27 protein-coding genes and 1 tRNA gene are annotated in these 25,113 nt (G+C 34.0%); 17 read left to right on the top strand and 11 right to left on the bottom strand.

All coding sequences use genetic code 11. The annotated features are described in order from the left end of the window. Positions 1 to 53: 53 nt before the first annotated feature. A tRNA-Ala gene (locus tag MTP08_RS06100) sits at positions 54 to 127 on the top strand. 161 nt (positions 128 to 288) lie between these two features. Here the strand turns inward: MTP08_RS06100 and MTP08_RS06105 are convergent. From MTP08_RS06105 to aroB, 3 genes are all read right to left on the bottom strand, one after another. Beyond that, positions 289 to 1,017, bottom strand: coding sequence for a porin family protein (locus MTP08_RS06105; RefSeq protein WP_243577515.1), 729 nt, complete (start codon positions 1,015 to 1,017; stop codon positions 289 to 291). Positions 1,018 to 1,247: 230 nt separating this feature from the next. Beyond that, positions 1,248 to 1,937 carry a porin family protein gene (locus MTP08_RS06110; RefSeq protein WP_243577516.1) on the bottom strand — a complete coding sequence of 230 codons (690 nt, stop codon included), beginning with the start codon at positions 1,935 to 1,937 and terminating at the stop codon, positions 1,248 to 1,250. Positions 1,938 to 2,164: 227 nt separating this feature from the next. Next, on the bottom strand, positions 2,165 to 3,211 hold the full coding sequence (aroB, locus tag MTP08_RS06115) for a 3-dehydroquinate synthase (protein WP_243577517.1): 1,047 nt from the start codon (positions 3,209 to 3,211) through the stop codon (positions 2,165 to 2,167). A 100-nt stretch (positions 3,212 to 3,311) separates the two neighbouring features. On the opposite strand from aroB, the gene MTP08_RS06120 reads away from it, so the two are divergent. After that, entirely contained in the window at positions 3,312 to 4,442 is a 1,131-nt protein-coding gene (locus MTP08_RS06120) for a pseudouridine synthase (protein WP_243577518.1), read from the top strand. Positions 4,443 to 4,526: 84 nt separating this feature from the next. On the opposite strand, the gene pncA is transcribed toward MTP08_RS06120, so the two are convergent. Beyond that, positions 4,527 to 5,132, bottom strand: coding sequence for a bifunctional nicotinamidase/pyrazinamidase (gene pncA / locus MTP08_RS06125; RefSeq protein ID WP_243577519.1), 606 nt, complete (start codon positions 5,130 to 5,132; stop codon positions 4,527 to 4,529). A gap of 152 nt (positions 5,133 to 5,284) precedes the next feature. On the opposite strand from pncA, the gene MTP08_RS06130 reads away from it, so the two are divergent. The 3 genes from MTP08_RS06130 to MTP08_RS06140 are packed head-to-tail and all read left to right on the top strand — an operon-like array spanning position 5,285 to position 6,719. Then, positions 5,285 to 5,746: a DUF1569 domain-containing protein gene (locus MTP08_RS06130; protein WP_243577520.1), complete on the top strand. Its 462-nt coding sequence runs from the start codon at positions 5,285 to 5,287 to the stop codon at positions 5,744 to 5,746. Continuing rightward, a complete protein-coding gene (ytxJ, locus tag MTP08_RS06135; protein WP_243577521.1) occupies positions 5,743 to 6,129 on the top strand; it encodes a bacillithiol system redox-active protein YtxJ in 387 nt (128 codons plus the stop codon). Before MTP08_RS06130 ends, ytxJ begins: the two co-directional genes overlap by 4 nt. Then, positions 6,129 to 6,719 carry a Crp/Fnr family transcriptional regulator gene (locus MTP08_RS06140; protein ID WP_243577522.1) on the top strand — a complete coding sequence of 197 codons (591 nt, stop codon included), beginning with the start codon at positions 6,129 to 6,131 and terminating at the stop codon, positions 6,717 to 6,719. Before ytxJ ends, MTP08_RS06140 begins: the two co-directional genes overlap by 1 nt. A gap of 21 nt (positions 6,720 to 6,740) precedes the next feature. Here the strand turns inward: MTP08_RS06140 and MTP08_RS06145 are convergent, their stop codons facing one another. Beyond that, positions 6,741 to 7,091: a hypothetical protein gene (locus MTP08_RS06145; RefSeq protein ID WP_243577523.1), complete on the bottom strand. Its 351-nt coding sequence runs from the start codon at positions 7,089 to 7,091 to the stop codon at positions 6,741 to 6,743. A 42-nt stretch (positions 7,092 to 7,133) separates the two neighbouring features. Next, positions 7,134 to 7,640, bottom strand: a complete 507-nt coding sequence (locus MTP08_RS06150; RefSeq protein WP_243577524.1) for a pyridoxamine 5'-phosphate oxidase family protein — start codon at positions 7,638 to 7,640, stop codon at positions 7,134 to 7,136. A gap of 248 nt (positions 7,641 to 7,888) precedes the next feature. Here MTP08_RS06150 and MTP08_RS06155 point away from each other — a divergent pair, with 248 nt between their 5' ends. The 4 genes from MTP08_RS06155 (at position 7,889) to MTP08_RS06170 (ending at position 10,149) form a co-directional block, all read left to right on the top strand. Next, positions 7,889 to 8,095, top strand: a complete 207-nt coding sequence (locus MTP08_RS06155) for a hypothetical protein (protein ID WP_243577525.1) — start codon at positions 7,889 to 7,891, stop codon at positions 8,093 to 8,095. Between the two features lie 223 nt (positions 8,096 to 8,318). After that, positions 8,319 to 8,933 carry a Crp/Fnr family transcriptional regulator gene (locus tag MTP08_RS06160; RefSeq protein WP_243577526.1) on the top strand — a complete coding sequence of 205 codons (615 nt, stop codon included), beginning with the start codon at positions 8,319 to 8,321 and terminating at the stop codon, positions 8,931 to 8,933. 34 nt (positions 8,934 to 8,967) lie between these two features. Then, the gene (locus MTP08_RS06165; RefSeq protein WP_243577527.1) at positions 8,968 to 9,468 is read left to right on the top strand and encodes a CinA family protein; all 501 of its coding nucleotides are present in this window, start codon (positions 8,968 to 8,970) and stop codon (positions 9,466 to 9,468) included. Between the two features lie 390 nt (positions 9,469 to 9,858). Further along, positions 9,859 to 10,149, top strand: a complete 291-nt coding sequence (locus MTP08_RS06170; protein WP_209389330.1) for a helix-turn-helix transcriptional regulator — start codon at positions 9,859 to 9,861, stop codon at positions 10,147 to 10,149. A 4-nt stretch (positions 10,150 to 10,153) separates the two neighbouring features. Here the strand turns inward: MTP08_RS06170 and pdeM are convergent, their stop codons facing one another. After that, positions 10,154 to 10,798 (bottom strand): ligase-associated DNA damage response endonuclease PdeM, encoded by a 645-nt coding sequence (gene pdeM, locus MTP08_RS06175; RefSeq protein WP_243577528.1) that lies wholly within the window; start codon positions 10,796 to 10,798, stop codon positions 10,154 to 10,156. Positions 10,799 to 10,955: 157 nt separating this feature from the next. Further along, on the bottom strand, positions 10,956 to 13,355 hold the full coding sequence (locus MTP08_RS06180) for a ligase-associated DNA damage response DEXH box helicase (RefSeq protein ID WP_394803771.1): 2,400 nt from the start codon (positions 13,353 to 13,355) through the stop codon (positions 10,956 to 10,958). Positions 13,356 to 13,589: 234 nt separating this feature from the next. Between MTP08_RS06180 and MTP08_RS06185 the strand changes: the two genes are divergently transcribed. From MTP08_RS06185 to MTP08_RS06195, 3 genes are read left to right on the top strand one after another with little or no spacing between them, the layout of a single operon-like run. Then, the gene (locus MTP08_RS06185; RefSeq protein WP_243577530.1) at positions 13,590 to 14,258 is read left to right on the top strand and encodes a hypothetical protein; all 669 of its coding nucleotides are present in this window, start codon (positions 13,590 to 13,592) and stop codon (positions 14,256 to 14,258) included. Between the two features lie 12 nt (positions 14,259 to 14,270). Beyond that, positions 14,271 to 14,978, top strand: a complete 708-nt coding sequence (locus tag MTP08_RS06190; RefSeq protein ID WP_243577531.1) for a hypothetical protein — start codon at positions 14,271 to 14,273, stop codon at positions 14,976 to 14,978. Between the two features lie 9 nt (positions 14,979 to 14,987). Next, complete coding sequence (locus MTP08_RS06195; protein WP_243577532.1) at positions 14,988 to 15,857, top strand: hypothetical protein; 870 nt, start codon at positions 14,988 to 14,990, stop codon at positions 15,855 to 15,857. Between the two features lie 48 nt (positions 15,858 to 15,905). Here the strand turns inward: MTP08_RS06195 and MTP08_RS06200 are convergent, their stop codons facing one another. Beyond that, the gene (locus tag MTP08_RS06200) at positions 15,906 to 17,486 is read right to left on the bottom strand and encodes an ATP-dependent DNA ligase (protein WP_243577533.1); all 1,581 of its coding nucleotides are present in this window, start codon (positions 17,484 to 17,486) and stop codon (positions 15,906 to 15,908) included. Positions 17,487 to 17,659: 173 nt separating this feature from the next. Further along, a complete protein-coding gene (locus tag MTP08_RS06205; RefSeq protein ID WP_243577534.1) occupies positions 17,660 to 18,670 on the bottom strand; it encodes a ligase-associated DNA damage response exonuclease in 1,011 nt (336 codons plus the stop codon). Between the two features lie 103 nt (positions 18,671 to 18,773). Between MTP08_RS06205 and MTP08_RS06210 the strand changes: the two genes are divergently transcribed. The 5 genes from MTP08_RS06210 (at position 18,774) to MTP08_RS06230 (ending at position 23,819) form a co-directional block, all read left to right on the top strand. Continuing rightward, positions 18,774 to 19,409, top strand: a complete 636-nt coding sequence (locus MTP08_RS06210; RefSeq protein WP_243577535.1) for a chloramphenicol acetyltransferase — start codon at positions 18,774 to 18,776, stop codon at positions 19,407 to 19,409. 77 nt (positions 19,410 to 19,486) lie between these two features. Beyond that, positions 19,487 to 20,122 (top strand): 16S rRNA (guanine(527)-N(7))-methyltransferase RsmG, encoded by a 636-nt coding sequence (rsmG, locus tag MTP08_RS06215; protein WP_243577536.1) that lies wholly within the window; start codon positions 19,487 to 19,489, stop codon positions 20,120 to 20,122. Positions 20,123 to 20,179: 57 nt separating this feature from the next. Then, complete coding sequence (locus MTP08_RS06220; RefSeq protein ID WP_243577537.1) at positions 20,180 to 20,587, top strand: hypothetical protein; 408 nt, start codon at positions 20,180 to 20,182, stop codon at positions 20,585 to 20,587. After that, a complete protein-coding gene (locus tag MTP08_RS06225) occupies positions 20,587 to 21,123 on the top strand; it encodes a DUF922 domain-containing protein (protein ID WP_243577538.1) in 537 nt (178 codons plus the stop codon). Before MTP08_RS06220 ends, MTP08_RS06225 begins: the two co-directional genes overlap by 1 nt. Continuing rightward, complete coding sequence (locus MTP08_RS06230; RefSeq protein ID WP_243577539.1) at positions 21,120 to 23,819, top strand: PD-(D/E)XK nuclease family protein; 2,700 nt, start codon at positions 21,120 to 21,122, stop codon at positions 23,817 to 23,819. The genes MTP08_RS06225 and MTP08_RS06230 overlap by 4 nt, the downstream gene beginning before the upstream one ends. Before the next feature lie 102 nt (positions 23,820 to 23,921). On the opposite strand, the gene MTP08_RS06235 is transcribed toward MTP08_RS06230, so the two are convergent. Then, on the bottom strand, positions 23,922 to 25,100 hold the full coding sequence (locus MTP08_RS06235) for an acyl-CoA dehydrogenase family protein (RefSeq protein ID WP_243577540.1): 1,179 nt from the start codon (positions 25,098 to 25,100) through the stop codon (positions 23,922 to 23,924). Positions 25,101 to 25,113: the final 13 nt, after the last annotated feature.

The following is a 25,113-nucleotide window of genomic DNA, read 5'->3' on the forward strand; positions in this document are numbered from 1 at the left end:
CAAAAATTGTCAAGTAACAGATAAATACTTACATTTGCAAAACTGAAAAAATTGGGGAATTAGCTCATCTGGCTAGAGCGTTAGACTGGCAGTCTAAAGGTGACGGGTTCGATCCCCGTATTCTCCACATAACTATCTGATAATCAAATGTTTACATTTGGTTATTTTTTTTCTATTATTTAAAATCTAAAATCTAAATTCAATATTAAATTTAAGTTTTAATTATATACAATAGAAAGGTCAGGCTTCATCATAAAGCCTGACCTTTCTATTGAAATTAAGATTTGTTTAGAATTTATAGTTTAATCCTAACTGAAATACTCTGTTAGTATTGATGTTTTTCTGAGCATCGGTTACAGCATCAGAATTGTTGTAAATGTGCGTTAAGCTGTTTACATATCTTGCATTAATTCCTAAATTAGGAGTGAAATAATATCCAAGACCTATTCCCAAACCTACATTAAATTTCTTGATATCATCTTTGTTGATGCTTTCTGAAGCAGATAAAGTTTGTGTAGTTGTTGTACCTGAAACGGTGGTTGATGTTGTAGTTTCACCTTTGTATTTTCCATCCAGAAAATAACTGAATTCTGGTCCAGCTTCAACATAAAAATTATGTGCCGGCTTCATCTGAAGCATTAAAGGTACAGAGATATAATTAAGAGTTGTTGTATAATCCTGTTTCGTTCTTACTGTAGTAGAACCATTACTTACTTCATTATCTGAAACAACACTTTTAGCACCCATTTGGTTGTATAAAACCTCTGGCTGTAATGCAAATTTTTCTGATAATGGTACATTCACAAATACACCTGCATTAAAACCTATTTTCTGATTTTTGGCAGCCAATTTCTGCTCACTGAACTGTGAAGCGGTAGCCGCTCCTTTAATACCGAATCTTACCGGTTCTTTTACCTTCATTGGAGGAATAGGAGCTGGAGCTGGTTCTGGTTTTACTTCCTGTGCATATACCAACGATGTGGCAGCTACTGCCATTCCTAGAAATAACTTCTTCATAATTTTAAAATTAAATTTTACTTTTGTTTTAATACCTGATACTTCATACAGGTACTTTTATTTTGCAAAGTGCTTGCCAATAGGGGCATAACACGAATTATTTTAGAATAAAATCCGCTTTTTTGTATGCTAAGCATGGGATTAAAAAAAGAAATAAAAGTAAAGGTCAGCTCCAGAAATAGAGCTGACCTTTTATTGAAATCAAAATTGTTTGTTAGATTTTCAGCTTCTTAGAATTTATATGCTAAACCAACTTGGAAGTTGTTGTTTCTAATAGCATCCGAACCGTTAGGTCTGTTTTTTGCCACATCTGTTACACCAGCAGTATATCTTGCAGTAATCCCAAGATTATCTGTGAAATAATAACCTGCACCAAGACCAATTCCGAAGTTGAAAGTACTTAAATTATCTTTGTTGATGTTTTCGGTATAACTTGCTGTACTTGTAGATACGTTCGTTCCGTTAGTAACAGTAGTTGTTCTGTCACCTTTGTTTTTTGCAGAAATCATGAATCCAAATTCCGGACCAGCTTCTACATAAAAATTAGGGACAAAATTATACTGGAACATTACTGGTACAGAGATATAATCAAATTTAGTTGAATAAGACTCAACGTTTTTTGTTGTGATTCCTGCTAATGTATATTCATTTTTGCTATCCACTTTAGCACCTAACTGGTTATATAAAACTTCCGGTTGAATGCTGAAAGACTCAGCTACAGGAATTGTTGCAAATACCCCTGCATTAAATCCTATTTTAGATTTTTGATCTTCCAAACCAGCATCTTTAGATAAAGAAGAAACGTTCATACCAGCTTTTACACCAAATCTAACATCCGAAGATGACGATTTTGGAGTAGTTGTCTGAGCAAATGCCAAAGAAGTTGACAAAACTGCGATTCCTAAAATTAACTTTTTCATAACTTAAATTTTTAATATTTTACTAATTCTAATTTTAAATTTTACTACCCAACTTTTATTATTGGACGGGTGGTATCTTTCAAATTGTTTGCCAAAACGAAAAATTGTTGGTTAAAATGAAAAATCATCAACTCTCAACGAATTGATGATTTTTTATTTATCTGAAAATCAAACTATTAATTTATTATGTATTAAATATTAATTTTAACAATTTTTATTTTTTTGAATTAATATTCACTCAATTTTCGGTAAAAATTAAGGGCTTTTGTAATATTTTCAGTACTGCATTGATAGTCGAATGTACAAGATCCAATACCAGTAATTAAAGAAAAGTTTATTTTTTCATCTACATTTTTTTTATCGTTCAGCAGCAAATCGAAAATTTTAGAATCTTCATAAGAACTAATATCTAAGAAGGAAAAATATCTCTGAATGTGATGAATTACTAATTCTGATGTTTTTTCATCAATAAGATTTTCCAGATAAGCAAGATGCGTTTCGCAAATCATTCCCAATGCTACTGCTTCACCATGTAGAATTGGCTTTCCGTCTTCAAGGCAAAGACTTTCTATTGCATGACCAATGGTATGTCCGAAGTTGAGCGTCTTTCTAATATTTTTTTCAAAACAATCGGCATTCACAATTTCCTGCTTTATATTCATAGAATTAGGAATAAATTTTTCAATTCCCAAAGCATCCAAACTTTGAATTTGAATTAATTCTTCCCAATGCAATTTATCGGCAATTAAGCCATGCTTCAACATTTCGGCAAAACCACTTTTTAATTCTTTGGCAGGAAGGGTTTCTAAAAATTTTGGATAGAAATAAATTTGCTCCGGAAAAGCAAAAGTTCCTACCATATTTTTATAATTCATTAGATCAATTCCTGTTTTACCGCCGATAGACGCATCGCACATCGACAAAAGAGTAGTGGGAATATTAATAAACTGAATTCCTCTTTTATAGGTAGACGCTACAAAACCTCCCATATCCGTAATAACTCCTCCTCCCAGATTAATGAGCAAAGCTTTTCTGTCTGCATGCATTTCGGTAAGAATTTCCCAAAGCTGGTTGGCTGTCTGGATATTTTTCATTTCTTCTCCCGGCTCAATTTCCAAGATTTCGAAACTGATTTCTGTTTCCAGATTTGCCAAAAATAGTGGAAGGCAGTATTCATGGGTGTTTTCGTCAACCAAAATAAAAATTTTACTGAATTTTTTTTCAGAGATAAACTGATTAAGCTGAGAAAAACTATGGTCTAATATGGTAATCATTATGATGATTATTTAGGTTTGTATTATAAAAGCAGTACAAAGTTATGATTCTAATTTTTAACTCGTTATTAAATATAGTATCTTTGCAGAAATATTTAGCATGAGCAGAGACAACAATTCAGGAAAACCCAAAAGACCAAGAAGTTCAACAAGAAATAATTCTGATGGTTCTCGCGCTTCCAAATCCGGAAATTCCGGTTCAAAACCTTTCAAAAAACCTTTCCCGAAAGCAGGAGAACGTAATTCTGATTCCAGAAGAAGTAATACAAGCTATGAGGCGAGAATGGAAAAAAAATATTCGAAAATCGAAAAAGAGCCATATATTACCAATGCGGGAGAAGAAAAGAAATCTTTCAGCCCTAAAAGAGGTGGTGGCAAAAATTTCGATACAAGAAATAAATATGAAAGAGGTAGTCTGAAATATGGCAGAAGACCCAATGCAGCAGAAGAAAAAGATGGTGATAAAGCCAGATCATTTGTTCAGCAAAGAAGATTCAAAAAAGTTGAGAAAGATGTTCATAAAGATTCAATCCGTCTTAATAAGTATATTGCCAATTCAGGAATATGCAGCAGGAGAGAGGCAGATGAACTTATTACTCAGGGATTGGTAGAAGTTAACGGAAAAGTGATAACAGAAATGGGTTATCAGGTTCAGAAAACTGATAAAGTGGTTTTCGATGGACAAAGCATTACGCCCGAAAAACCTGTTTATGTACTTCTTAACAAGCCTAAGGGTTATATTTCTACAACGAAAGATGACAAAGCAAGAAAAACGGTGATGGATCTTGTTGCCAATGCTTCACCTTACCGTCTTTTTCCCGTGGGAAGGCTAGATCGTTCTACAACTGGAGTTATCCTTTTAACGAATGACGGGCACATGACGAAAAAACTTACCCATCCGTCTTTTGATGCCAAGAAAATTTACCATGTAACTTTGGATAAAAAATTAACTCATGAAGATATGAAGTTAATTGCAGAAGGAATTCGTTTGGATGAGGGAGTTGCAGTGGTAGACCAGATTTCTTTCATTGAAGGAAAACCAAAAACTGAAATAGGTATTGAAATTCATATTGGCTGGAACCGTGTTATCCGAAGAATATTCCAAAGATTAGGCTATGAAGTTGAAGCATTAGACCGCGTAATGTTTGCTGGTCTTACTAAGAAAAATATTAAAAGAGGACATTGGAGAATTCTCACCGAACTTGAAGTAAATAATCTGAAAATGCTTTAATATTTTTAGATTTTAACAATTAAAAAAGCAGTTTTACCATTCGTAAAACTGCTTTTTTTGTTTTTTATAAATCTCAATTTTATTTTAGCCCAAAATGGTTACACCTTTCTGAACCATTTCATAAATGGCGTCTTTACCATTATCAGGTTTTACGTTAACAGCTTTTGTTCCGTTAAAATGCACACAAGTAATATATCCGTTGGAAACAGCATCCAAAGCGGTAAATTTTACGCAATAATCTAAAGCTAGACCAACAATTTCCACCAGTTGAATTTCGTGGTATTTTAAGAAATCATCCAATCCTGTTTTCATAAAATGGTTATTGTCCTGAAAACCACTATAGCTGTCAATCTCCGTATTTTTACCTTTTTGAATGATGTGGGTAACTTTATCACGATTTAGATCCTTGTGGAATTCTGCACCAAAAGTACCTTCTACACAATGATCTGGCCACATAAACTGAGGAACACCATTCAGAATGATGCTTTCACCTACTTTACGGTTATTATTGCTTGCAAAACTTTTATGATTTGCCGGATGCCAGTCTTGAGTAAGAACAATCTGGTCGTACTGGTTTTCCTGCATCAAAAGATTAATATATGGAATAATAGAATTGGCTTCAGGAACGGCTAATGCACCACCTTCACAGAAGTCATTCTGTACATCGACGATAATAAGGGCTTTTTTCATAGAGAAAAGATAGAATTATTAATTAAATTTACCAAAATTAACCTTCAAAAACTTGTCCATAAAATTAAATTCGGACAAATCGGCATTTATGAAAGATTTTATAATTATTAGAAAACTTTATGACTGTTGATGAGTAATTAATTAAATAATTTATGCCATATAAAAGTTTGCATAACGAAGAAGATTTCGAAGAAATAAAGCGTCGAATTCTGCAACTGTCTACTAAATCTCAAAATAAATGGGGAAAGATGAATGTTGCTCAGATGATGCTTCATTGTGATAAAATTTTACAGATTGCATTGGGCAGCTTAAAAATTCCGTCTGTATTTTGGCTTTTTCGTATTGTTGGAGTTGTAACAAAATACGAAATTTCTGCTTTCAATAATGGAATTCCGCGAAATATGCCTACATTTAAAAAAGTTATCGTTAATTTTGACTGTGACTTTGAGCAGGCAAGAAATAATCTGCTCGTAAGACTGGATGAATACAAAAATGCATACCTAAATCATCAGTTACCGCTAAAACATGAACTTTTCGGTAGAATGCGGGAAAAAGACTGGGGATTTTTAGAGTATAAACATCTGGATCATCATCTAAAACAATTTAAAGTATGAGTTTTTTTGATAAAATATTTGGTGGAAAAAATGACGAACTGGAAGAAAAACACCAATGGAATTCTATAGAATCTGAAGAAGATTTAATGAAAGCTATTGATAATTCTTATCGTCATAAAATAGGAATTTTTAAACATTCTACAAGTTGTTTTATTAGCAAAACGGTACTCCGTAATTTTGAAAAAAAAATAAAACAGTCTGAAAATAAAGAGGTTGTAGAATATCTGTATTATCTTGATTTATTGGCATTTCGACCTATATCTAATAAAATAGCAGAAGATTTTGGTGTTCGTCACGAAAGTCCACAATTTTTGGTCATTGAAAATGGAGTAGTGGTAAACCATGCTTCGCACAACAATATATCGCTAAGCCAAATTCTGTAATGAAAAATATTCAAAATTATTTATCCAACGTCTTTGAAGTTCCTGCTGAAAAACTCAATATGTGTTCTTTGCAATATTCTTCAAAGAAAATATTAAAACACGAGTTTCTTTTACAGGCAGGAGAAGTCTGCAAGTACACTTTTTTTGTTGAAAAAGGTTTGCTAAGAATGTATTCTATCGATAAAAACGGAAAAGAACACATTATACAATTTGCACCAGAAAATTGGCTTATTGGCGACAGAACCAGTCTTTATTTCAGCGATAAATCTAATTATTATATTGAAGCTGTAGAAGATTCTGAGGTTTTGTTTTTAGAACACGATTTTTTCAAAAGACTGTTGGAAGAGTTTCCTAACAGTATAGAAAGAAATGATTTGCTTCTGCAAAAACATGTTAAAAGCCTTCAGGACAGGATAAATTCTCTGTTAGGAGAAACTGCAGAAGAAAGATATCTTAAATTTATAAAAATGTATCCAGATCTCATGTTGCGTGTTCCTCAGTGGATGATCGCTTCTTACTTGGGTATAACACCAGAAAGTCTTAGCAGAGTGAGAAAAGAACTCGCAAAGAAAAACTTTATTGCAGATTAAATATTATCACTACACAAAATTTTATTCAAGATTAAGTGTAGTGATAATTTTATGAAGATATTCCTGATCTCTTATTACTTTTTCGAACGAACTTTTCGCATAAGAATGGGAAACTTTATAATTCTCCTTCTCCATATTGTAAAAATCATTTTCTACATAACCTGAGAAATTCGCAGTATATTCTGAAATAAAAGTATCTAAAATTTTCTTTTTCAGTTCACAGATACTGCTGTTTTTAATCCTTTGAAGAGAATTAAGTATAAAAGATTTTTCTCCGCTAAAACTTATAACCTGAGAGACTTTTCCAATATTTCCCGCATTGGAAGAATTGGTTTCGTGTACAATAGGATTTGGCTCACTTTCAAATATCATGATTTTTAGTTTTAGGGTTTAACAGAGAAAATTTTTAATCAATCAGACCGAAGCTTTTCCTTCTACACCATCCGAATTATCGGTTTTAGTTCCGCTGATTGCAGCTGCAGCAAAACTGAGAAGACTTACAAGTTTACCAGCTTTTGTATCCCAATAATACGTATCTTTTGGAGCGACTTTTATAATAGATACATTGGGATCTTCTTTGCCATCGAACCACGCATTTGCCATTGGCGACCACTTATCTTCAATGGTAGCTCTATCTTTATAAATTGTTGCATTACCAAAAACCGAAAGATATTCTGAATCAGAATTATTCATGAAAAGCAACTGAACCCTATCGTCATCCTTAATCTGAAAATTTTTATTGCTGGTATCGCTACTAATGAACCAAAGGTTTCCCTCTTCATCAGTTTCTTGAAGTCCCATTGGTCTCGTATTAATAGGAACTGTATCTAATTCGGTACAAAACATGCAGAATTTTGCCTTTTCAGATAATTCTTTAATTTTTTTTACAGCTTCTCTGCTGTTTAGATTTTCTGTTGACATATTAAAATAATTTGGTGTTGAAATAAAATATATTGTTTTTGACTCTTCAAAAATCTAACCAAAAATGTGTCATAGATAAAGATTAATGTTTTTGTTTGATAATTTTATCTAAATAAATGATTATCAGCATGAAATAATGGATGAAAACCATTTGTGATTACAATCATAAAATTTATAATGCGTTAACTGTATATTCGTTATTCAATGTTATGAACACTAAATTTTAAATCACCAAATAAATTATTATTATGAAACAGTTAATCCTAACAATCGGCATGTCATCATTTTTTTTAAGTTGTAAATCAACCGATAACGGTAGAACCATCAAATCAGACAGTATAACTACAGAAGATACTTTACCTTTTAATAATTCTGTTGATCAATCTGATACTTTAACCACTATAAAAAGTGATTCATCCACAGTAAAACCGGAGACAGACAGTGCTAAAAGATAATTATTTTCATTATTAATATTTTAATTATCAACAAGTTGTAGTTTTATAGAATTACCATAAACTTTATTGAAATTTGAATGCTCTTTTTTGAATAATATTAATTGACAATAAGTTATGGCACAAAATATGTGTTTATATTGTAATGTATCATTCTCAAATAAGGTCATCTTTTGGTGAATCGGTTTATGAGCAATGAAATAATTCAACTAAAAACCAGATAATTATGAAAACAATAAGTTGCATGAAGATTGATGAAAAACTTTTGAAAGCTTACAGTGCGGAAGAAAAAATCTATCAGGAAAAAGAAACAATTTTTTCGGAAGGAGATGTTCCGGCATATTATTATCAAATTTTAGAAGGAGTTGTAAAGCTGAATAATTATAATGAAGAAGGAAAGGAATTTATACATAATATTTTAGCTGAAGGTCAGAGTTTTGGGGAACCTCTGTTATTTATTGATAAAAAATATCCTCTAAATGCAATAGCACTAAAAAAAACTAAAGTAGTACGACTACAAAGAAAAAATTTCATCAATCTTATTAAAGAAAACCCCAAAATTTCTTTAGAGATTAATGAATGCCTTTCTTACAGATTATATTATAAGGTTTTAATGATGCAAAATATGGCATCACAAAGCCCTTTAGCCCGAATTTCGGGACTTTTCGACTATCTTAAAAGTTATGCAGACTGTAAAGATCGTCATTCCTTCCACATTCAACTTACCCGACAGCAGATTGCCGATTTAACGGGTATGCGGGTTGAAACCATTATTAGAACCTTAAAAAAAATGGAAAGTGAAGGATTAATAAAAATTGAAGAAAGAAAAATTTATTTTTAGAAGCCCAATTTCATCACCAAAACCAAATCACACAATGGAATTTCAAGAAAAACTACTCAATTATATCAGTGAATCGCTGATCACCAGTAACGAAACGATTTCTGTTGCAGAAAGTGTTACCTCTGGTTTGCTGCAGCTAACGTTTTCTCAGATGCCTAACGCAGGAATGTTTTACAAAGGCGGAATTACTACTTACACGATTGATGAAAAAGTAAATTTGCTTCATGTAAACGAACAAGAAGCAAATGAATGCGACTGTGTTTCGGAAAACATAGCAGACCAAATGTCTCTTGGAGTCGCCAAATTGTTTAATACAGATTGGTCTATAGCGGTTACAGGTTATGCAAACCCTATTAGAAATTCAACTTTTAGAATTTTCTCACATTATTCAATTTCTTATAAAGGAGAAATTATCTTATCTAAAAAGCTGGAATTACACCCCAAAACTCATTCTCTTGAGGCTCAACAATATTACACAGAGTTTATTTTAGGCTGCTTCAAAGGTGAAATTAATAAATTATTGATTTTAAAGTAGTTAATATTAATTCATCTATTTAAGTGAAATAATTATTTGAAGAAAGCATTTTTCATATATTCTTTTTTAGAAAATAATTTTTTCTCTAATTCTCTAAAGAGATACCATTTAGGTACCACATCCGTTTTTATTTCACAATTAAATTGGTTAATTGCCATTTAATAAATTAAAAGATGATTTCTCAATAGAAATACATCCCACATTGATTAGAATCATAAAATAATTATTCTTTAAGTAATAATTTTGAGGTATAACATCTATTTAATGAAATCCTTTTTTCGGAATTTTAAAGTATTGAATATTAATAAATTATTTAAAATTTCATGATTTTCATTTTAAATGTTTTAACCAATAAATGATCAATAGTAAGACCAACGAAATATACATAATATGCCAGAAGAAGAGATTTTAAGACTAGCAAAAGAAAACTCACCCAGACTTCTCAGTAAATTTAAATCTACATATCCTGAATTTTTTTTGAAACTCACTGAAATTAATGCAAATCTTCAAAATTCAGAAATTATTTTTTGTATTTATCTAAAATTAAGATTAACGACAAAAGAAATCGCCATTTATACTTTTGTAACTCCAAAAGCAATACAAAATCGAAAAAATAGAATCCGTAAAAAATTAGGTATTTCTTCTGATACTGATATTTACAAATGGTTCGACAACTTATAAATTTTTAAACTTCATAGATTTCCGAATCTGTAAAAACATAGAATCTTCCTTTTTTAGGGAGATTTTTGGTATCTAATCCTGTAAACTCGCTAAAGGCAGGCAATAGCAATTGATTTTCGGAAATGACAAAGCAAGGTAATTTGATTTTTTTAACAGCAGAATTAATCACAAATCCGGGGTGAATATGTCCCGTAATTTGGAATTTTGACTGCTCTTTTTCAAAATCGTGAACGAAAATAAAATCATTAATTTCTAAAGATTTTGATTTATGATTAAGGCACAATTTTGATTCCAGTTTTTTTGAAATTTTATCGTGATTGCCTTCTATCAAATAAAATTGTAGGTCTGGATATTGATTCTTCCAAAAACAGAATTCATCCACCTCAGAATTGTCTCCGGCGTGAAGCAAATCACCAACAACGATAAATTTCTCAGGCTGAAAATATTCAATTAAAATAGATAATCGTTGCAAGTCATTTTCGAAAATTTGGTTGGATATTGCAATGCCGTTTTTTCTGAAATGAGCGGTTTTCCCGATGTGCAAATCTGATAAAATCAATGCTTTTTCTTTTTCCCAAAACAACGCCCGTTGATTGGTTAATGTAAAAACTTCGTCTTTAATATTGATATTTTTAGTAGCTATTTTCATTTTTTATTCTAATGTCTGTCAGATTTTGTTTCTGTTGACTAATTTTGTTTTGTGACAAACTTTGCAGCCCGACCTGAGTGGAGCTCTTTTTGTGGAGCTAAGCGAAATAAAAAAGCGGGAACGGAGGGCGGGTTAAGCTGCCCAAATAAATAAAATACTATTTAATTTTCCGCGCCTGCAAAATCAATTTCTGGATCCTCGCATCCAAATCCTCACTCGTCAAAGTCTGACGCAGACTATCGACTTTTATCGGGAAACTTAGTGGTGTAAAAGCATTGGCAAATTTCAGGACGATTTTTGATTTTTCGATTCTTTTAAAAGCTTCTACCAATCGATGTTCCTGAAGCTGCATATTAAAAACTTCTGTGTATGCTTGCCGCACCAAAAAATGATTGGGGTCGTGGTCTTCCAAAACTTTAAAGATTAATCCGGCAGAACTTTGTAATGATTTGTTGGACCGCTGCTGCCCGGGGAAATTTTGCACCACCATTCCGGAAATCACCGCAATATCACGGAATTTCCGTCGTGCCATTTCGGCGGCATTGATGCTGGAAATCACATCGGTCATCAGATTCTCACGGGTTAAAATTGTGTCTAAATTCTTTTCATTAAGCGGAATTTCCTTATCACTGAACAATTCAAAACCATAATCATTCATCGCCATTGAAAATGAAATCGGCGCCAGTTTTGAAATCCGGAAGGCAATCAAAGCGGCCATCACTTCGTGCACCAATCGCCCTTCGAAAGGATACATAAACAGGTGATAACCTTCTCGGGTTTTAATCATTTCAACCAAAAATTCATCCTCTTTCGGAATGTGCGACCGTTCTTCCTGATTGATTAAAAGCGGATGCAGAAATTTCAGTTCTTTCTCCGAGGCTTTAGGATTTAAAGCAATGGATAATTTTTCACGTAAAAACTGACCAAGATTAGAGCTCAAAGGCAATCTCCCGCCCAGATAACTCGGAGCCTGTGCTTTTCCTTTGGAAGCCCGGACAAAAACCGTCATATCCTTTATCATCGCTACTTCTAGAACTCTACCTGCCAAAATAAATTTCTCTTCTTTTTTTAACCTCGAGATAAAATATTCTTCCACCATCCCGATATAGCCGCCGGAAATAAATTTTACTTTCAGCATCGCATCACTCACAATCGCACCCATATTCATCCGGTGCAGCATCGCAATTCTTCGGGATGTCACCTTGTGTAGGCCATCTTCCATTACCACCACTTTGTGATATTCTTCATAGCTTTTCAGAGCACTTCCGCCAATGGTGAGAAATTCGATTACCGATTTCCATTCTTCATCAGTAATCTCCTGAAACGTGTAAATCTGCCTGATTCTTTCGTAGGTTTCTTGAGGATAAAATCCGTCGCCAATCGCCAAAGTCATCAGGAACTGAACCAGAATGTCGAAGCATAAAACCTGCGGTTCACGAGGTTCAATAACGTTTTGACTCACGGCTTCTTTTAGGGCAGAAACTTCTATGAGTTCTAAAGAATGCGTGGGGACACAATAGATTTTCGACGTTTCGAAAGGGGAGTGACCGCTTCGGCCGGCACGTTGCAGAAATCTCGCAACGCCTTTTGCAGAACCGATTTGAATCACAGTATCAACCGGTTTAAAATCAATTCCCAAATCCAGCGACGATGTAGAAACAACCGCTTTCAGTTTTCCGGAACTTAGATTTTCCTCAATCCAGCTTCGTAATTCTGAATCTATCGAACTGTGATGGATGGCGATTTGTCCGGCAAAATCCGGGTAAACATTCAGCAGAAGCTGGTACCACATCTCGCTCTGGCTTCTGGTATTCGTGAAGACAATCGTCGATTTGGAATTGAGGATAATCGGGACGACTTTATCTGCCAGTTTTTGCCCGAGATGACCAGCCCAAGGCAGAATCTCAACTTCGTCAGGAAAAACGGGAAGAATCTCAATTTTCTTATGTTCTTTAGCCGTAATTTTTGTTTTTTTGATATCATAAGGAATCAAAACTTCCATGGCTTCATCAAGATTTCCAATCGTTGCCGTGATTCCCCAGATTTTCAGTTTCGGAACATATTTTCTGAGCTGCGAAATTCCCAACTCTACCAAAACACCACGTTTGGAGCCTAACAATTCGTGCCATTCATCCACAACAATTGTCTTCATGTTTTTGAAAAAACGCTGATGATTTTTCTGTCCTAATAATAACTGCAAACTTTCTGGCGTTGCCACCAAAATTTCAGGCATATTTTTGACCTGTTGCTGACGGATTTTCGGGTCTGTATCTCCGTTTCTGACGCCGACTGTCCAATCCAGACCAATTCCGTCAATGGCTTCCTGCATCGCTTTGGCGATATCTTTGGACAGGGAACGGAGTGGGGTAATCCAAATCATTTTCAGTCCGCTTTGATAGGCTTCTGGATGATTGAGGAAATCAGAAATCAAAGCTAAAAAAACCGAATAAGTTTTCCCAAAACCGGTTGGAGCAATGACCATTCCGCTGTAACCGCTTCCAAACTTCTGCCAAGTCTGAACCTGAAATTTAAAAGGCGAAATCGATTTTTCCATCATCCAGTTTTGGATGATTTTGAAGCCGTTGGTGTTTTGGAATGTTGTCAATCGCTTTTTTTTGAATTGATAAATATTATTTATCAATTTTTCAGCCAATCACGTTGAAATGTTTTAAATTCATGTAAATACCTTGTTTAGGGTATTTTTTTTAAATTATTATAAGTTTATAGTTGTTTAAATTGTATAATTTGTAATTAGTTTTTTTTTTTATTTTTGTAATTCAGAAAACACATTATGATGATTAAATATTTTTTATTCTTTGCTATCATTGCATTTAATCCAATGAAGTCGCAAACAGGTTATGGCTATGTGGGATTTAATACTAATAACCCGCAAGCCAATCTACACTCAGTGGGGAGTGTCCGTTTAGAACATAAAACAATGGGGGAGGGCAAGATATTACGCGTACATGCAAATGGTAATATAGATTGGGCTCAACCCTATGTTCTTATGAAGATAACTGGTACGAATAATAATACTGGAGTAAACCTTGGAACTAACACTTCTTATACCGGTTATACCGGTGCAACTATAAATCTACCACCTGGTAAATGGGTTGTTAAATGTGCATTTCCTATTCAATTGTCTACAGGCGTTTTAAGTACATCTGAAGCTCTTTCTGTAAGTCTATATTTCTCCGATAACGATACTAACAACACATTAACTGCTGATAGCGAACCAAATTCTGCCACCAATATTATTGGTGTACTAAAGGGTAATGTTGCTCTTAGTATGATAGATGGTAATGTTATTATAAATAACCAAGGAACTTCAAATAAAACATATTATCTGTGGGCTACAAGATCAGATTATAATGTAAGTAATAACAGGACTGTAAAAAATGTGGCAGCAAGCACTTGGGGCGAGAATAATTTTTATGCATTTCCAATTGTAACAAATTAATAAAAAATTTTAATGATGAAATATTATCTTAGCTGCTCTGCGCTATTGTTTTGTATGCTGTTTTCAAAAGCACAAAATATAGGAATAGGAACTACTAATCCTACCTCAAATTTACATATTAAAAGTGATAAAGATTATATCTTAAGAATTATTGATGGTACTAATACCGACAATGAACAGTTTGCAATTGCAGCAGCAGATGCAACTGGCCTATTGGTAAAAACGCCAACTACTGTTTTTAAGAAAATTGCAATTTCAACTTTAGGAGCTTCTGGAGTTACATTGGCGACAGAAGATACTTGGGAAGATACGGGAACTACAATTTCTTTAGAAGTTGGCCGTTGGCTTGTGCAAACAGCTATTGCCATTGAGCCTAGTGCTGATGTTAGTAGTTTTATTGGGGATTATAGTAAGTACATAACTGTTCTTGGAAGTTTGGCAGATTCTACAGGTGCATTGGTGCCGACTCAAAATATTGAAGGGGATTCTAAAGGGACTTTTGGGGGAAATGGTTTATTCCGTGGAATTTTAGAAACCCCTTCAACCATTGGTGTAATGAAGGGGCTTATTGTAATTAATAATAATTCAGGATCTACAAAAACTTATCGCCTGATAGCTAAGCTACAAAGAGGTTCCGCTGGATTAAGTGCTATTAACATAAAAGAATTTGCAAAAATAACAAAAGCACAAAACCTTTTATTTGCCTTACCTTTTTTTTAAAATTAAACTATGAAGAAAACAATATTTTCGATTATAACTTTTATCGTACCTTATTTTTCGTTCTCACAGAGTATAGGAATTAATACAATACCAAGTAATACAGAAGTCGCAAAGGTAGTAATTGATAGTCCAACCCCAGGAAACGGTAGTGTAAAATTTCAAACAACAACAACGGCTCCTATAGCACAACAAGTTTTGGTGTCTGATGCTAATGGAAATGCAGTGTGGCAAAATTATAATTTAGATGCATCGGCAATATACCAAAATGTGCTAGTAAATTATACACCAACTCCATTTACCTTATCGGGAACTAGTAATAGTGGTGGTGGTTTTATTACACCTGCAACATATACTGGTGCTTCATTTGATCTTCCGGAAGGTATATGGGCCATCTATATAAGTATGAAAGCGACTGCAACATCCGGAACTACAACCACTCAACCTTTAGTTACTGGGCAAGGCCTTTGGATTAGACTTTTGATTGATAATAAGAGCACAAATTATACCTCACCATATTTTAGGATGAGGCAATTGAGTATAAGTGAAACGAATACCAACTTATATGATAATAATAACAATGGAACATTTGATCCTCCTTATTTAATTTCAGGAAATATTGTAGGTCCTAATTCTTCTGGACTTTTAAACGGGGAAATCTATCTTATTAACTGCGATTATAAATATAAACTTGCAGGCACAACAGGGACTGAAGTAACTGTTAATAAAAAGAATACATTTTATATAAAATTAAATGTAGAATCTTATGGAGGTAATACACCTAATACTCAGTTTAATGTAAGTGGTGTAGGTTCTCCTCCAAGTTTTTCTGGAGAAAACAGAATTGTTCCTATTTTTGCTGGGAAATGTCCTGTTAATTAAAACTAGCAAATTACTTAAAAAGACACTTTATATTTTTAAAGTGTCTTTTTACTTTATCAATTTCTTAATCTCCTCCAAATCATCAATCTCATCCACTTTTTTATCTTTTCGCCAGCGCACAATTCTGGGAAAACGTAGAGCAACACCGCTTTTATGGCGGTTGCTAAATCCAATGCCTTCAAAAGCAATCTCGAAAACCAATTCTGGTTTTACCGTTCTGACGGGACCAAATTTCTCAATTGCATTTTTATTCACAAACTTGCTGACTTCCATAATCTCTTTATCCGTTAAGCCGGAGTAGGCTTTGGCAATCGTGACCAGTTTATCCTCGTTTTTCACCGCAAATGTATAATCAGTGTAGTAGGCACTTCGGCGTCCGCTTCCTTTTTGGGCGTAGATCAGCACCGCATCAATCGTGAGCGGGTCTATTTTCCATTTCCACCAATCGCCTTTTTTTCTTCCCGAATGATAATGCGAATTTTTCTGTTTCAGCATCAGACCTTCGCTGTTAAGTGCTCTGGAATTTTCCCGGATTTGATCCAAATCTTCCCAGTTTTCAAATTCAATAACTTCGGAAAGTTGAATCTTTTCAGGAGTTTCATTACGTAATAATTCTTCCAGCATCGCACGTCTTGCCGATATGGGCTTTTCACGCAAATCATTGCCTTCCAGCTCCAGCAAGTCATAGACAAAAACCTGAATCGGAATGTCAGTCAACATTTTTTTGGTTAAAGTTTTTCGGTTAAGACGCTTTTGTAATTCATTAAAATTCAAAACCCGCTGGTCCTTCACCGCGAGTATTTCGCCATCCAGAACGAAATTTCCTTTCATATTCTGCACCACCTCTTTGATTTCCGGAAACTGCTCTGTCACCAGCTCTTCGCCTCGGGACCAAATAAAAACTTCGTCATTTCTGCGGATAATCTGTCCCCGGATGCCATCCCATTTGTATTCGATTTGCCATTCTTTAGGTTTTCCCAAATCATCCAAATCTTTTTCCAAGGGATAAGCCAGACAAAACGGATAGGGTTTAGAATTGTCCGGATTAATATGTTCTGCCGAAATTAACGATTGAAAAGAGGTGGTTTCCGGTTCCCATTTCCCCATCAAACTGTGGGTTAAAGCACTGGATTCCTGATTGGAAAATTTGGTCAGGGCATTGATCAAGGTTTTGTCGGAAACGCCGATTCTAAAACTGCCACCCAGTAATTTATTAAAAATCAAACGTTCGGTATAGTCCAAACCGTTCCAGGATTTTAGGACAAAATCTTTCTTTTCTGCCTCTGTTTTGTTCTTCAGCCCAATAATTTCTTTCATCCAATCTGACAAAGATTTATCGATTTGTTCAACAGGCGGCGGCAATATCAGCGAGAGCGTTTCACCCAAATCGCCCACCGAAGAATAGCTTTCCTGAAAAAGCCAGAAAGGCAATCCGGTAATTTCCAGTGCCCAATCTTTCATAAAGTTGGTATTCACATTGCGCTTTGGTCTTTTTCCTGTAAACAAGGCGATAAACCACACTTTGTCTTCATCCGGCGCACGCTCCAGATAATCAACGATGGCATCTATTTTTGCATTCGTTTTATTCGTGCTTTCCAGCGCATTGATAAGTTCAGCAAAATGTTTCATTTATCGACATTTTTTATTTGGGCAACTTTATCCGTCTTCCACTCCCGCTTTTTTATTCGTCGTACCTCCTCACAAAAAGAGCTCCGTTCAAGCCGGGCTGCGAGCGATTCAACGTTTTTACCTTGTTGCAATGATTAATTCAAATATTTTACAACTGGCTTATTCTTCATTTTTTAGAATTTTTTTTCTTCTTCAACTTCCTCATCATCGTCGCCGTAAAGTGTTTCCACAACATCCGATTTAATTCCGATTTCGTTCAGATATTTCGAGAAAACTTCTGTTTGTCCGTGCGTCACGTGGACAATTTCAGCTTCCGTAGCTTTAATCGCTTGCAGAAGGCCTTTCCAGTCGGCGTGGTCGCTCATTGGGAAACCTGCATCGGCACTGCGCCAGCGTCTTGCCCCACGAACTTGCATCCAGCCGGAGCAGATCGCAGTTGCAGGATTGGGGATTTTCTTTATGACATTAGAATCTAGCAAAGCTGGCGGTACAATCACAATTTCGCCTGCAACATGCTTTACACTTTCCCTGAAATCCGGGATTTCATACTCGGGAAGCACAATTCCTACTTCTTCAAAAGCCTGATTCAGTTTTCCAATAGAGTAATGCACATTAATTTTTCCCAAGCCTTCAACCGCTTTCATAATACGCTGGGCTTTCCCTAAAGAATAGCCTATAAAAACAGACGTTTTCTGGTTTTCTATGTTTCTTAAAACCCAGTTTTGCATTTTTTTGTTTAGATCATCCACTTCCAGCCAATTGTAAATCGGGAGGCCAAAAGTACTTTCTGTCACAAATTCGTTGCATTTCACGACTTCAAAAGGTGTACTCAAACCATCATCCTGAACTTTATAATCGCCGGAAACCACGCTCACATAGCCTTTATACTCCAACCTAATCTGTGCAGAGCCAATAATATGCCCAGCCGGATGCAAGGATACTTTGACACCATTGATATTAACAATCTCACCATATTCCACATTTTGACATTCGATATCCTCGCTGATTCTTTTGTGCAAAATAGGTTTGGTAAAATGGTGACAAAGGTATTTTTTCATCCCCCAGCGGGCGTGGTCAGCGTGTCCGTGCGTGATGATTGCCAAATCAACCGGACGCCAAGGATCAATATAAAATTTCCCTTGCGGACAATAGATACCTTTGTTGGTAAAAGTAATGAGTTTCAAAAGCGTGATAATTAATAGTTCTGATTATTCAAAAAACTGACCAAAATATTGTAAACAGAGATAAGAATCAATAATTATTCAGAAATTTGGAAAAAATGAATTAATGAAAATAATCGATATAGAAAAATGGAACAGAAAGGAACATTTTGAGTTTTTTTCTTCTATGAAAAGCCCATATTTTGGATTTACTACGGAAGTTGACTGTACAGTTGCCTTTAATTTAGCCAAAGAAAATAACCATTCCTTTTTCGCTGTTTATTTATATAAATCTATGGCTGCCATTCACACCATTGAAGAATTGAAATTAAGAATTGTGGATGATAAATTAATTGTGTTTGATGAAGTTCATGTTGGAAGTACTATTGGCAGAGAAGACGGTACTTTTGGATTTTCATTTTTTGAATATTCTCCTGATTTTACAATTTTTAATGAAAATCTGCAGAATGAAATACAAAGAGTGCAAAATTCTTCAGGTTTAGGAATTAGTAATGATATTTTACCTCTTAATCATATTAGACACACTACAATTCCTTGGAACACATTCACAAATGTACTTCATCCAACCAATTTTGATCCTAAAGAGTGTATTCCCAAAATTACTTTTGGTAAATTCAGTATTAAAAATAACAGGAAGATGATGCCTGTTTCTATTGAAGCTCATCACGGTCTTGCAGACGGAATTCATCTTGCTAAATATTTCGAAGAATTTCAGATACAGTTAAATGATTCCAAAATTTAAAATTTTGCTTTAAAACTGTTATCCATAATTGGAGTTACGCTAATAAAAACCTTATTTTTGCCTTTTATAACCTTTTTATGTCGATAAAAATAATTCTAAAATATTTCCCTGATCTTTCTGAAAAACAAATTGAACAGTTTACTAAATTGGAGGATTTGTATAAAGAATGGAATGAAAAAATTAATGTAATCTCCCGTAAAGATACCGATTCATTATACGAAAAGCATGTTCTTCATTCTTTGGGAATTGCAAAAATAATGGAATTTGCACCCGGAACAAAAGTTCTGGATATTGGAACTGGTGGTGGGTTTCCCGGGATTCCTTTGGCGATACTTTTTCCAGAAACAGAATTTACACTCATTGATTCTATCGGTAAGAAAATTACAGTTGTGAATGCAGTAAGCGAAGGAATTGGATTACAAAATCTAAAGCCTATACATGGAAGAGCAGAAAAAGTAAAAGATAAATTCCATTTTGTGGTGAGCAGAGCTGTAACCCAAATGCCGGAATTTTTGCGTTGGTTGAAAGGTAAATTCGAAAAAGAACAGTTCAACCCAAAACACAACGGAGTTCTCTATCTGAAAGGTGGAGATTTGGCTGAAGAACTTGCAGGGCTGAAATGCGAAATTTTTAATTTGAAAAACTATTTTGAAGAAGATTTTTTTGATACAAAAAAAGTTGTTTATCTATCAAAAGGTAATTTTAATTCGTAATTTAGCAAATAATATATTTATTTTATATTTATAAATTAATAAAAACCCATTACCGACATGAAAACCGTATCTTCTTTTTTATTGTTGATTTCAGCTTTTTGTTTCACTGCAATTTCCTGTAAAGATGACGAGAATTACGATACTATAGAATCTGTAGATAAAGTTAAAATTGATAGTGTAAAAGTTGTAAATGATACGATGTCTGTTTTTTCAGTACAAAGTATCAGGACATATTCTACTTATTCTTCAAAATGTCAGGGGTTTTATGGATATGATTATATTTACGCAAGTGATATTCAACGAGATGTCACTGCTTATCAATATTTCAGAACTGGAGATTGTGTAAAGAAACCTGTGGTAATTCCTAGTCAAATTAATTTCAGTCCACAAAAAAAAGGAGTGTATACTTTTAGATTTTGGAGCGGTAATAATACTTGGATTACTAAAAATATCGTTGTAAATTAATGAAGTATTTTTTGCTTTTCTGTATGTTGGGTTTCAATTTTTTACTTTCTCAAAAGATTGAATGGAAACCCGATAGAAAATTGATCTGGGAAAATTTTAAAAGCAAAAAAAATAATTTGGGAAACCCAGATATTGTTGCTTATACCCATTGTGGTTGGGAATATTCGGTAATTACTTCCAGCAATCTCAAAGTTCCTGTAAAAGTTGATATTCAGACCATTTTTAATGAAGATAAATCTTGGAAAGATGATAAAAGAATCAACGATTATGTACTGATCCACGAACAAAAACATTTTGACATCGCCGAAATTCATGCCAGAAAATTACGCAAAGAAGTAGCTGAAAAAATAAAGAATACAGCAGATTTCAAAAAGTATTTCAACTCAATTTATTCTAAAATATCTTCTGAATATAAAAATTATCAGGCTGAATACGACCGTGAAACAAAACACGGTATGAATAAGGAAAAACAGTCTGAATACAACGGGAAAATTTCGGAAGATTTAGAGAAACTAAATAATTACCAAAAGCTGTGAAATTTTTAAATAAAATTATAGACGAATTACTCTCTCAAAATAAAGATTTATCGCAGTTTAACATCGTTCTTCCGGGAAAAAGACCTATTGTTTTTATCCGACAAATCTTGGAAGACAGACAATATTCGGGATTTCTTCCTGATTTTTATACTATTGAGGAATTAATAACAAAAATTGTAAATCAACAGGTTATAGATGGTATTTCGCTTTGGCTTTTTGCATTTGAAGTGTATAAAAGTCTGAATCTTATCCCGAATGATGATTTTTCGGAATTTCTTAAATGGTTTCCTACCTTACAGAAAGACTGGGACGATATTCTGAAGTTTTCTGAAAGTGATGAAGCTGTTTTGCAGTATATGTTCGATGAAGAACGTATTAAAGAATGGGCTCAGGATTTAGGAGAAGATGAAGTTCCGAGAAAAAAGTTTCTGAATTTCTGGCGAAACATGAACATTTTTCTCCCTGAATTAAAAAAGAAACTGCACGAGAAAAACTGGGCAAGTCCGGGAATGATTCATGAAACGGCAAAAAACAAAATAGAAAATTTTGCTGAAAAGAATACCGATACTTTTATTTTCTGCGGTTTCAATGCATTTACCCCGGTAGAAGAAAAACTGGTAAGAAATCTTTTGCAGTGGAATAAAGCACAGTGTTTTTTTCAGGCAGATCATTATTATTTTGATGATGAAAGACAGGAAGCCGGAAAATTCCTGAGAAATCACAAATTATGGAAAGAATTTAATGACAGTCGAAGTTTTCAGTGGATTGAAGATGATTTCAACCAACCTAAGAATATTAAAGTCTATGAAGTTTCAGGAAATGTAACGCAGACCAAAATTTTACCTGAAATTTTTAGTAATATCAACAATAATACATACACCAATACCGCAGTCGTGTTATTGGACGAAAATCTTCTTCCGGCAACTTTAGATGTGATGCAAAATGTGGAAAATCTTAATATTACAATGGGGTTTCCGCTTAAAAATCTCTCATTTTCTAATGCCGTTAAGCAACTTTTTTACCTTCAGAAGCAACTGGAGAAAAATAAAACTTCTTATTATTACAGAGATCTCTTCCCGATACTCGAAGAACTACCAAAATCTGAGCAGGACGATCTTATCATCACTTCTTTCAAATCTAAGATTGAAGAGAGAAACATTGTCTATATCTCACAGAAACTTTTAACGGAATTACTGGGAAATCTCTCATATTTCAATCTTTTACAGAAAGCCGAATCTGAATATCATTTTTTGGATGAATTAATTACTTTCTGTCAGAAAATCAAATGGTTACCGCTTGATGATATTCAATATGAAAATATTTCCCATTTTGAAAATGCTTTCCGCTTAATCAGAAATCAAATTTCGCCTTATGGATTCGAGATTAAAATGGAAACATTAGAAATACTTATCAATCAGCATATTAATTCAGAAAGTATAGATTTTATTGGTGAACCTTTGAAAGGCTTACAGTTAATGGGGCTTTTGGAAACCCGTTTGCTTAATTTCGAAAATGTGATTCTTTTATCTGTAAATGAAGGGAAATTACCTTTAGGAAATTCTCAGAATACTTATATTCCTTTTGATATAAGAAAGCATTTTGATCTGCATACTTTCTTAGAAAACGACAGTATTTATGCATACCATTTTTATCGGCTGATACAAGATGCTAAAAATGTACATTTACTTTTTAATGCACTAAGTTCCGGCGTTAATACAGGTGAAAAGAGTAGATTTATTACTCAGATGGAAATGGAGAGCAATCATCATATCGAACATATTATTGTTGAAAATTCTTCAGAACCAATCATCAATAATCCTGTTGAAATTAATAAAACAGAAATTGTACAACAGCAGCTTTTGAAATGGAAAGAAAAAGTTTCTGCTTCGCATCTTACAAGCTATCTCTACAATCCAATAGATTTCTATCTCTCTAAAGTTCTTAATACATCCGAAACCGATGAAATTGAAGAAGAATTATCCATAAGAAATTATGGAAATCTGGTTCATTATACCCTTCAAGAAATTTATGAAGTATTAAAAGGTAAAGTTTTAAAAATTAAAGATTTACAGGATTCAATTCAACAAATAGATGATTTTATAGATTTAGGCATTGAGAAACTAAAACATCAGCCGGAATTTTATGATAAAGGAATGAATTTCATTCACAAAGCAATTGCAAAAAAAGTAATTGCCAATATTCTGAATTATGATTTAGAACTCTTAAAATCGGGTAATACACTTGAAATTATTGATATTGAAAAACGTTTCGAAAATGTAAATTTTTATCTGAATGAAGACCAATCGGATAAAGTTTCTTTCTATGGTTTTATCGACAGAATAGACAAGCTGAACGGTACCATAAGAATTATAGATTACAAAACTGCAAAAACAAAAAATCTTACTGTAAAAATAGACGAACTCAATCAGGAAGATTACTTTCAGAACAGCGATAGAAAACAAGCAATGCAGCTTTGTCTTTATCAGTTTGTAGTGCAGAGTTTACCAGAATTTTGGGGTTATCCCATCGAAACAGGAATATGGAGTTTTGCAGATGCTAAAAAAGGAGTTGTCTCGTTAGAATTTGCTCAGGGAAATCTAGACAATGCAATGGTTTCCATTAAAAATATTATTCTTGAGATTTTGAATCCTGATATTAGTTTTGTTGAAAACATTAAAACTTACAGTTATAATTAAAAAATTAAAAAATTAAAAAATTAAAAATTCGATAATTTATTTACTGAATTTTTACAATAAAAAAGTCCGTTTCTTAATATTTGAAACGGACTTTATTTTTATTTAGAAAGCATTAAAGCCTGTAATGTCAAGACCAGTAATCAGAAGGTGTACATCATGAGTTCCTTCGTAAGTGATTACAGATTCTAAATTGGCTGCATGACGCATCATTGGAAATTCTCCCATAATACCCATTCCGCCCAAAATTTGTCGGGATTCTCTTGCAATATCGATTGCCATTCTCACATTATTCCTTTTTGCCATAGAAATCTGAGCAGGAGTAGCTTTATGATTGTTTTTTAACGTACCCAATTGTAAACAAAGTAATTGCGCTTTGGTAATTTCAGTTAAAAATTCGGCAAGTTTTTTCTGTTGTAGCTGAAAAGATCCGATGGGTTTTCCAAATTGCTTTCTTTCTTTAGAATATTGTACCGCAGTGCAATAACAGTCGATTGCAGCACCAATTACCCCCCAGGAAATGCCATATCTAGCAGAATTTAAACACGATAAAGGACCTTTTAATCCCGTAACTCCCGGAAGAAGATTTTCTTTAGGAACTTTAACGTTATTAAATACCAATTCACCGGTTTTAGAAGCTCTCAAACTCCATTTATTGTGCGTTTCGGGAGTCGTAAAACCCTCCATTCCTCTTTCCACGATGAGTCCCTGAACTTTTCCTTCTTCATTTTTAGCCCAAACTACAGCAATATTGCACAGCGGTGCATTGGTAATCCACATTTTAGCCCCATTCAGAAGATAATGGTCTCCCATATCTTTAAAATAAGTTTCCATAGATCCGGGATCTGATCCGTGATTAGGTTCTGTAAGACCAAAAGAACCAATCATTTCTCCCGATGCAAGTTGTGGAAGATATTTTCTTTTCTGTTCTTCAGAACCGAATTCATGAATAGGAAACATCACCAAAGAACTCTGTACAGAAGCAGCAGAACGTACGGCAGAATCTCCTCTTTCCAACTCCTGCATAATTAATCCGTAAGAAATTTGATCTAAACCTGCTCCTCCATATTCTTCCGGAATATAAGGGCCAAGAGCACCTATTTTCCCCAATTCTTTCATGAGATTTGGTAAATCTGTATGATTTTGAGCTGCTTCATCAATTTTTGGCATCACAAAACTTTCTACCCAATCTCTTACAGACTGGCGGATAAGCTTGTGTTCTTCGGTTAGTAAAGCATCAATTCCGAAATAATCCGGAATGCTTGTGAGCGGATAGTAAGACATGAAATTTAATTTT

Origin of the sequence: Chryseobacterium oryzae, assembly GCF_022811665.1 — a bacterium.
Lineage (GTDB): Bacteria > Bacteroidota > Bacteroidia > Flavobacteriales > Weeksellaceae > Chryseobacterium > Chryseobacterium oryzae.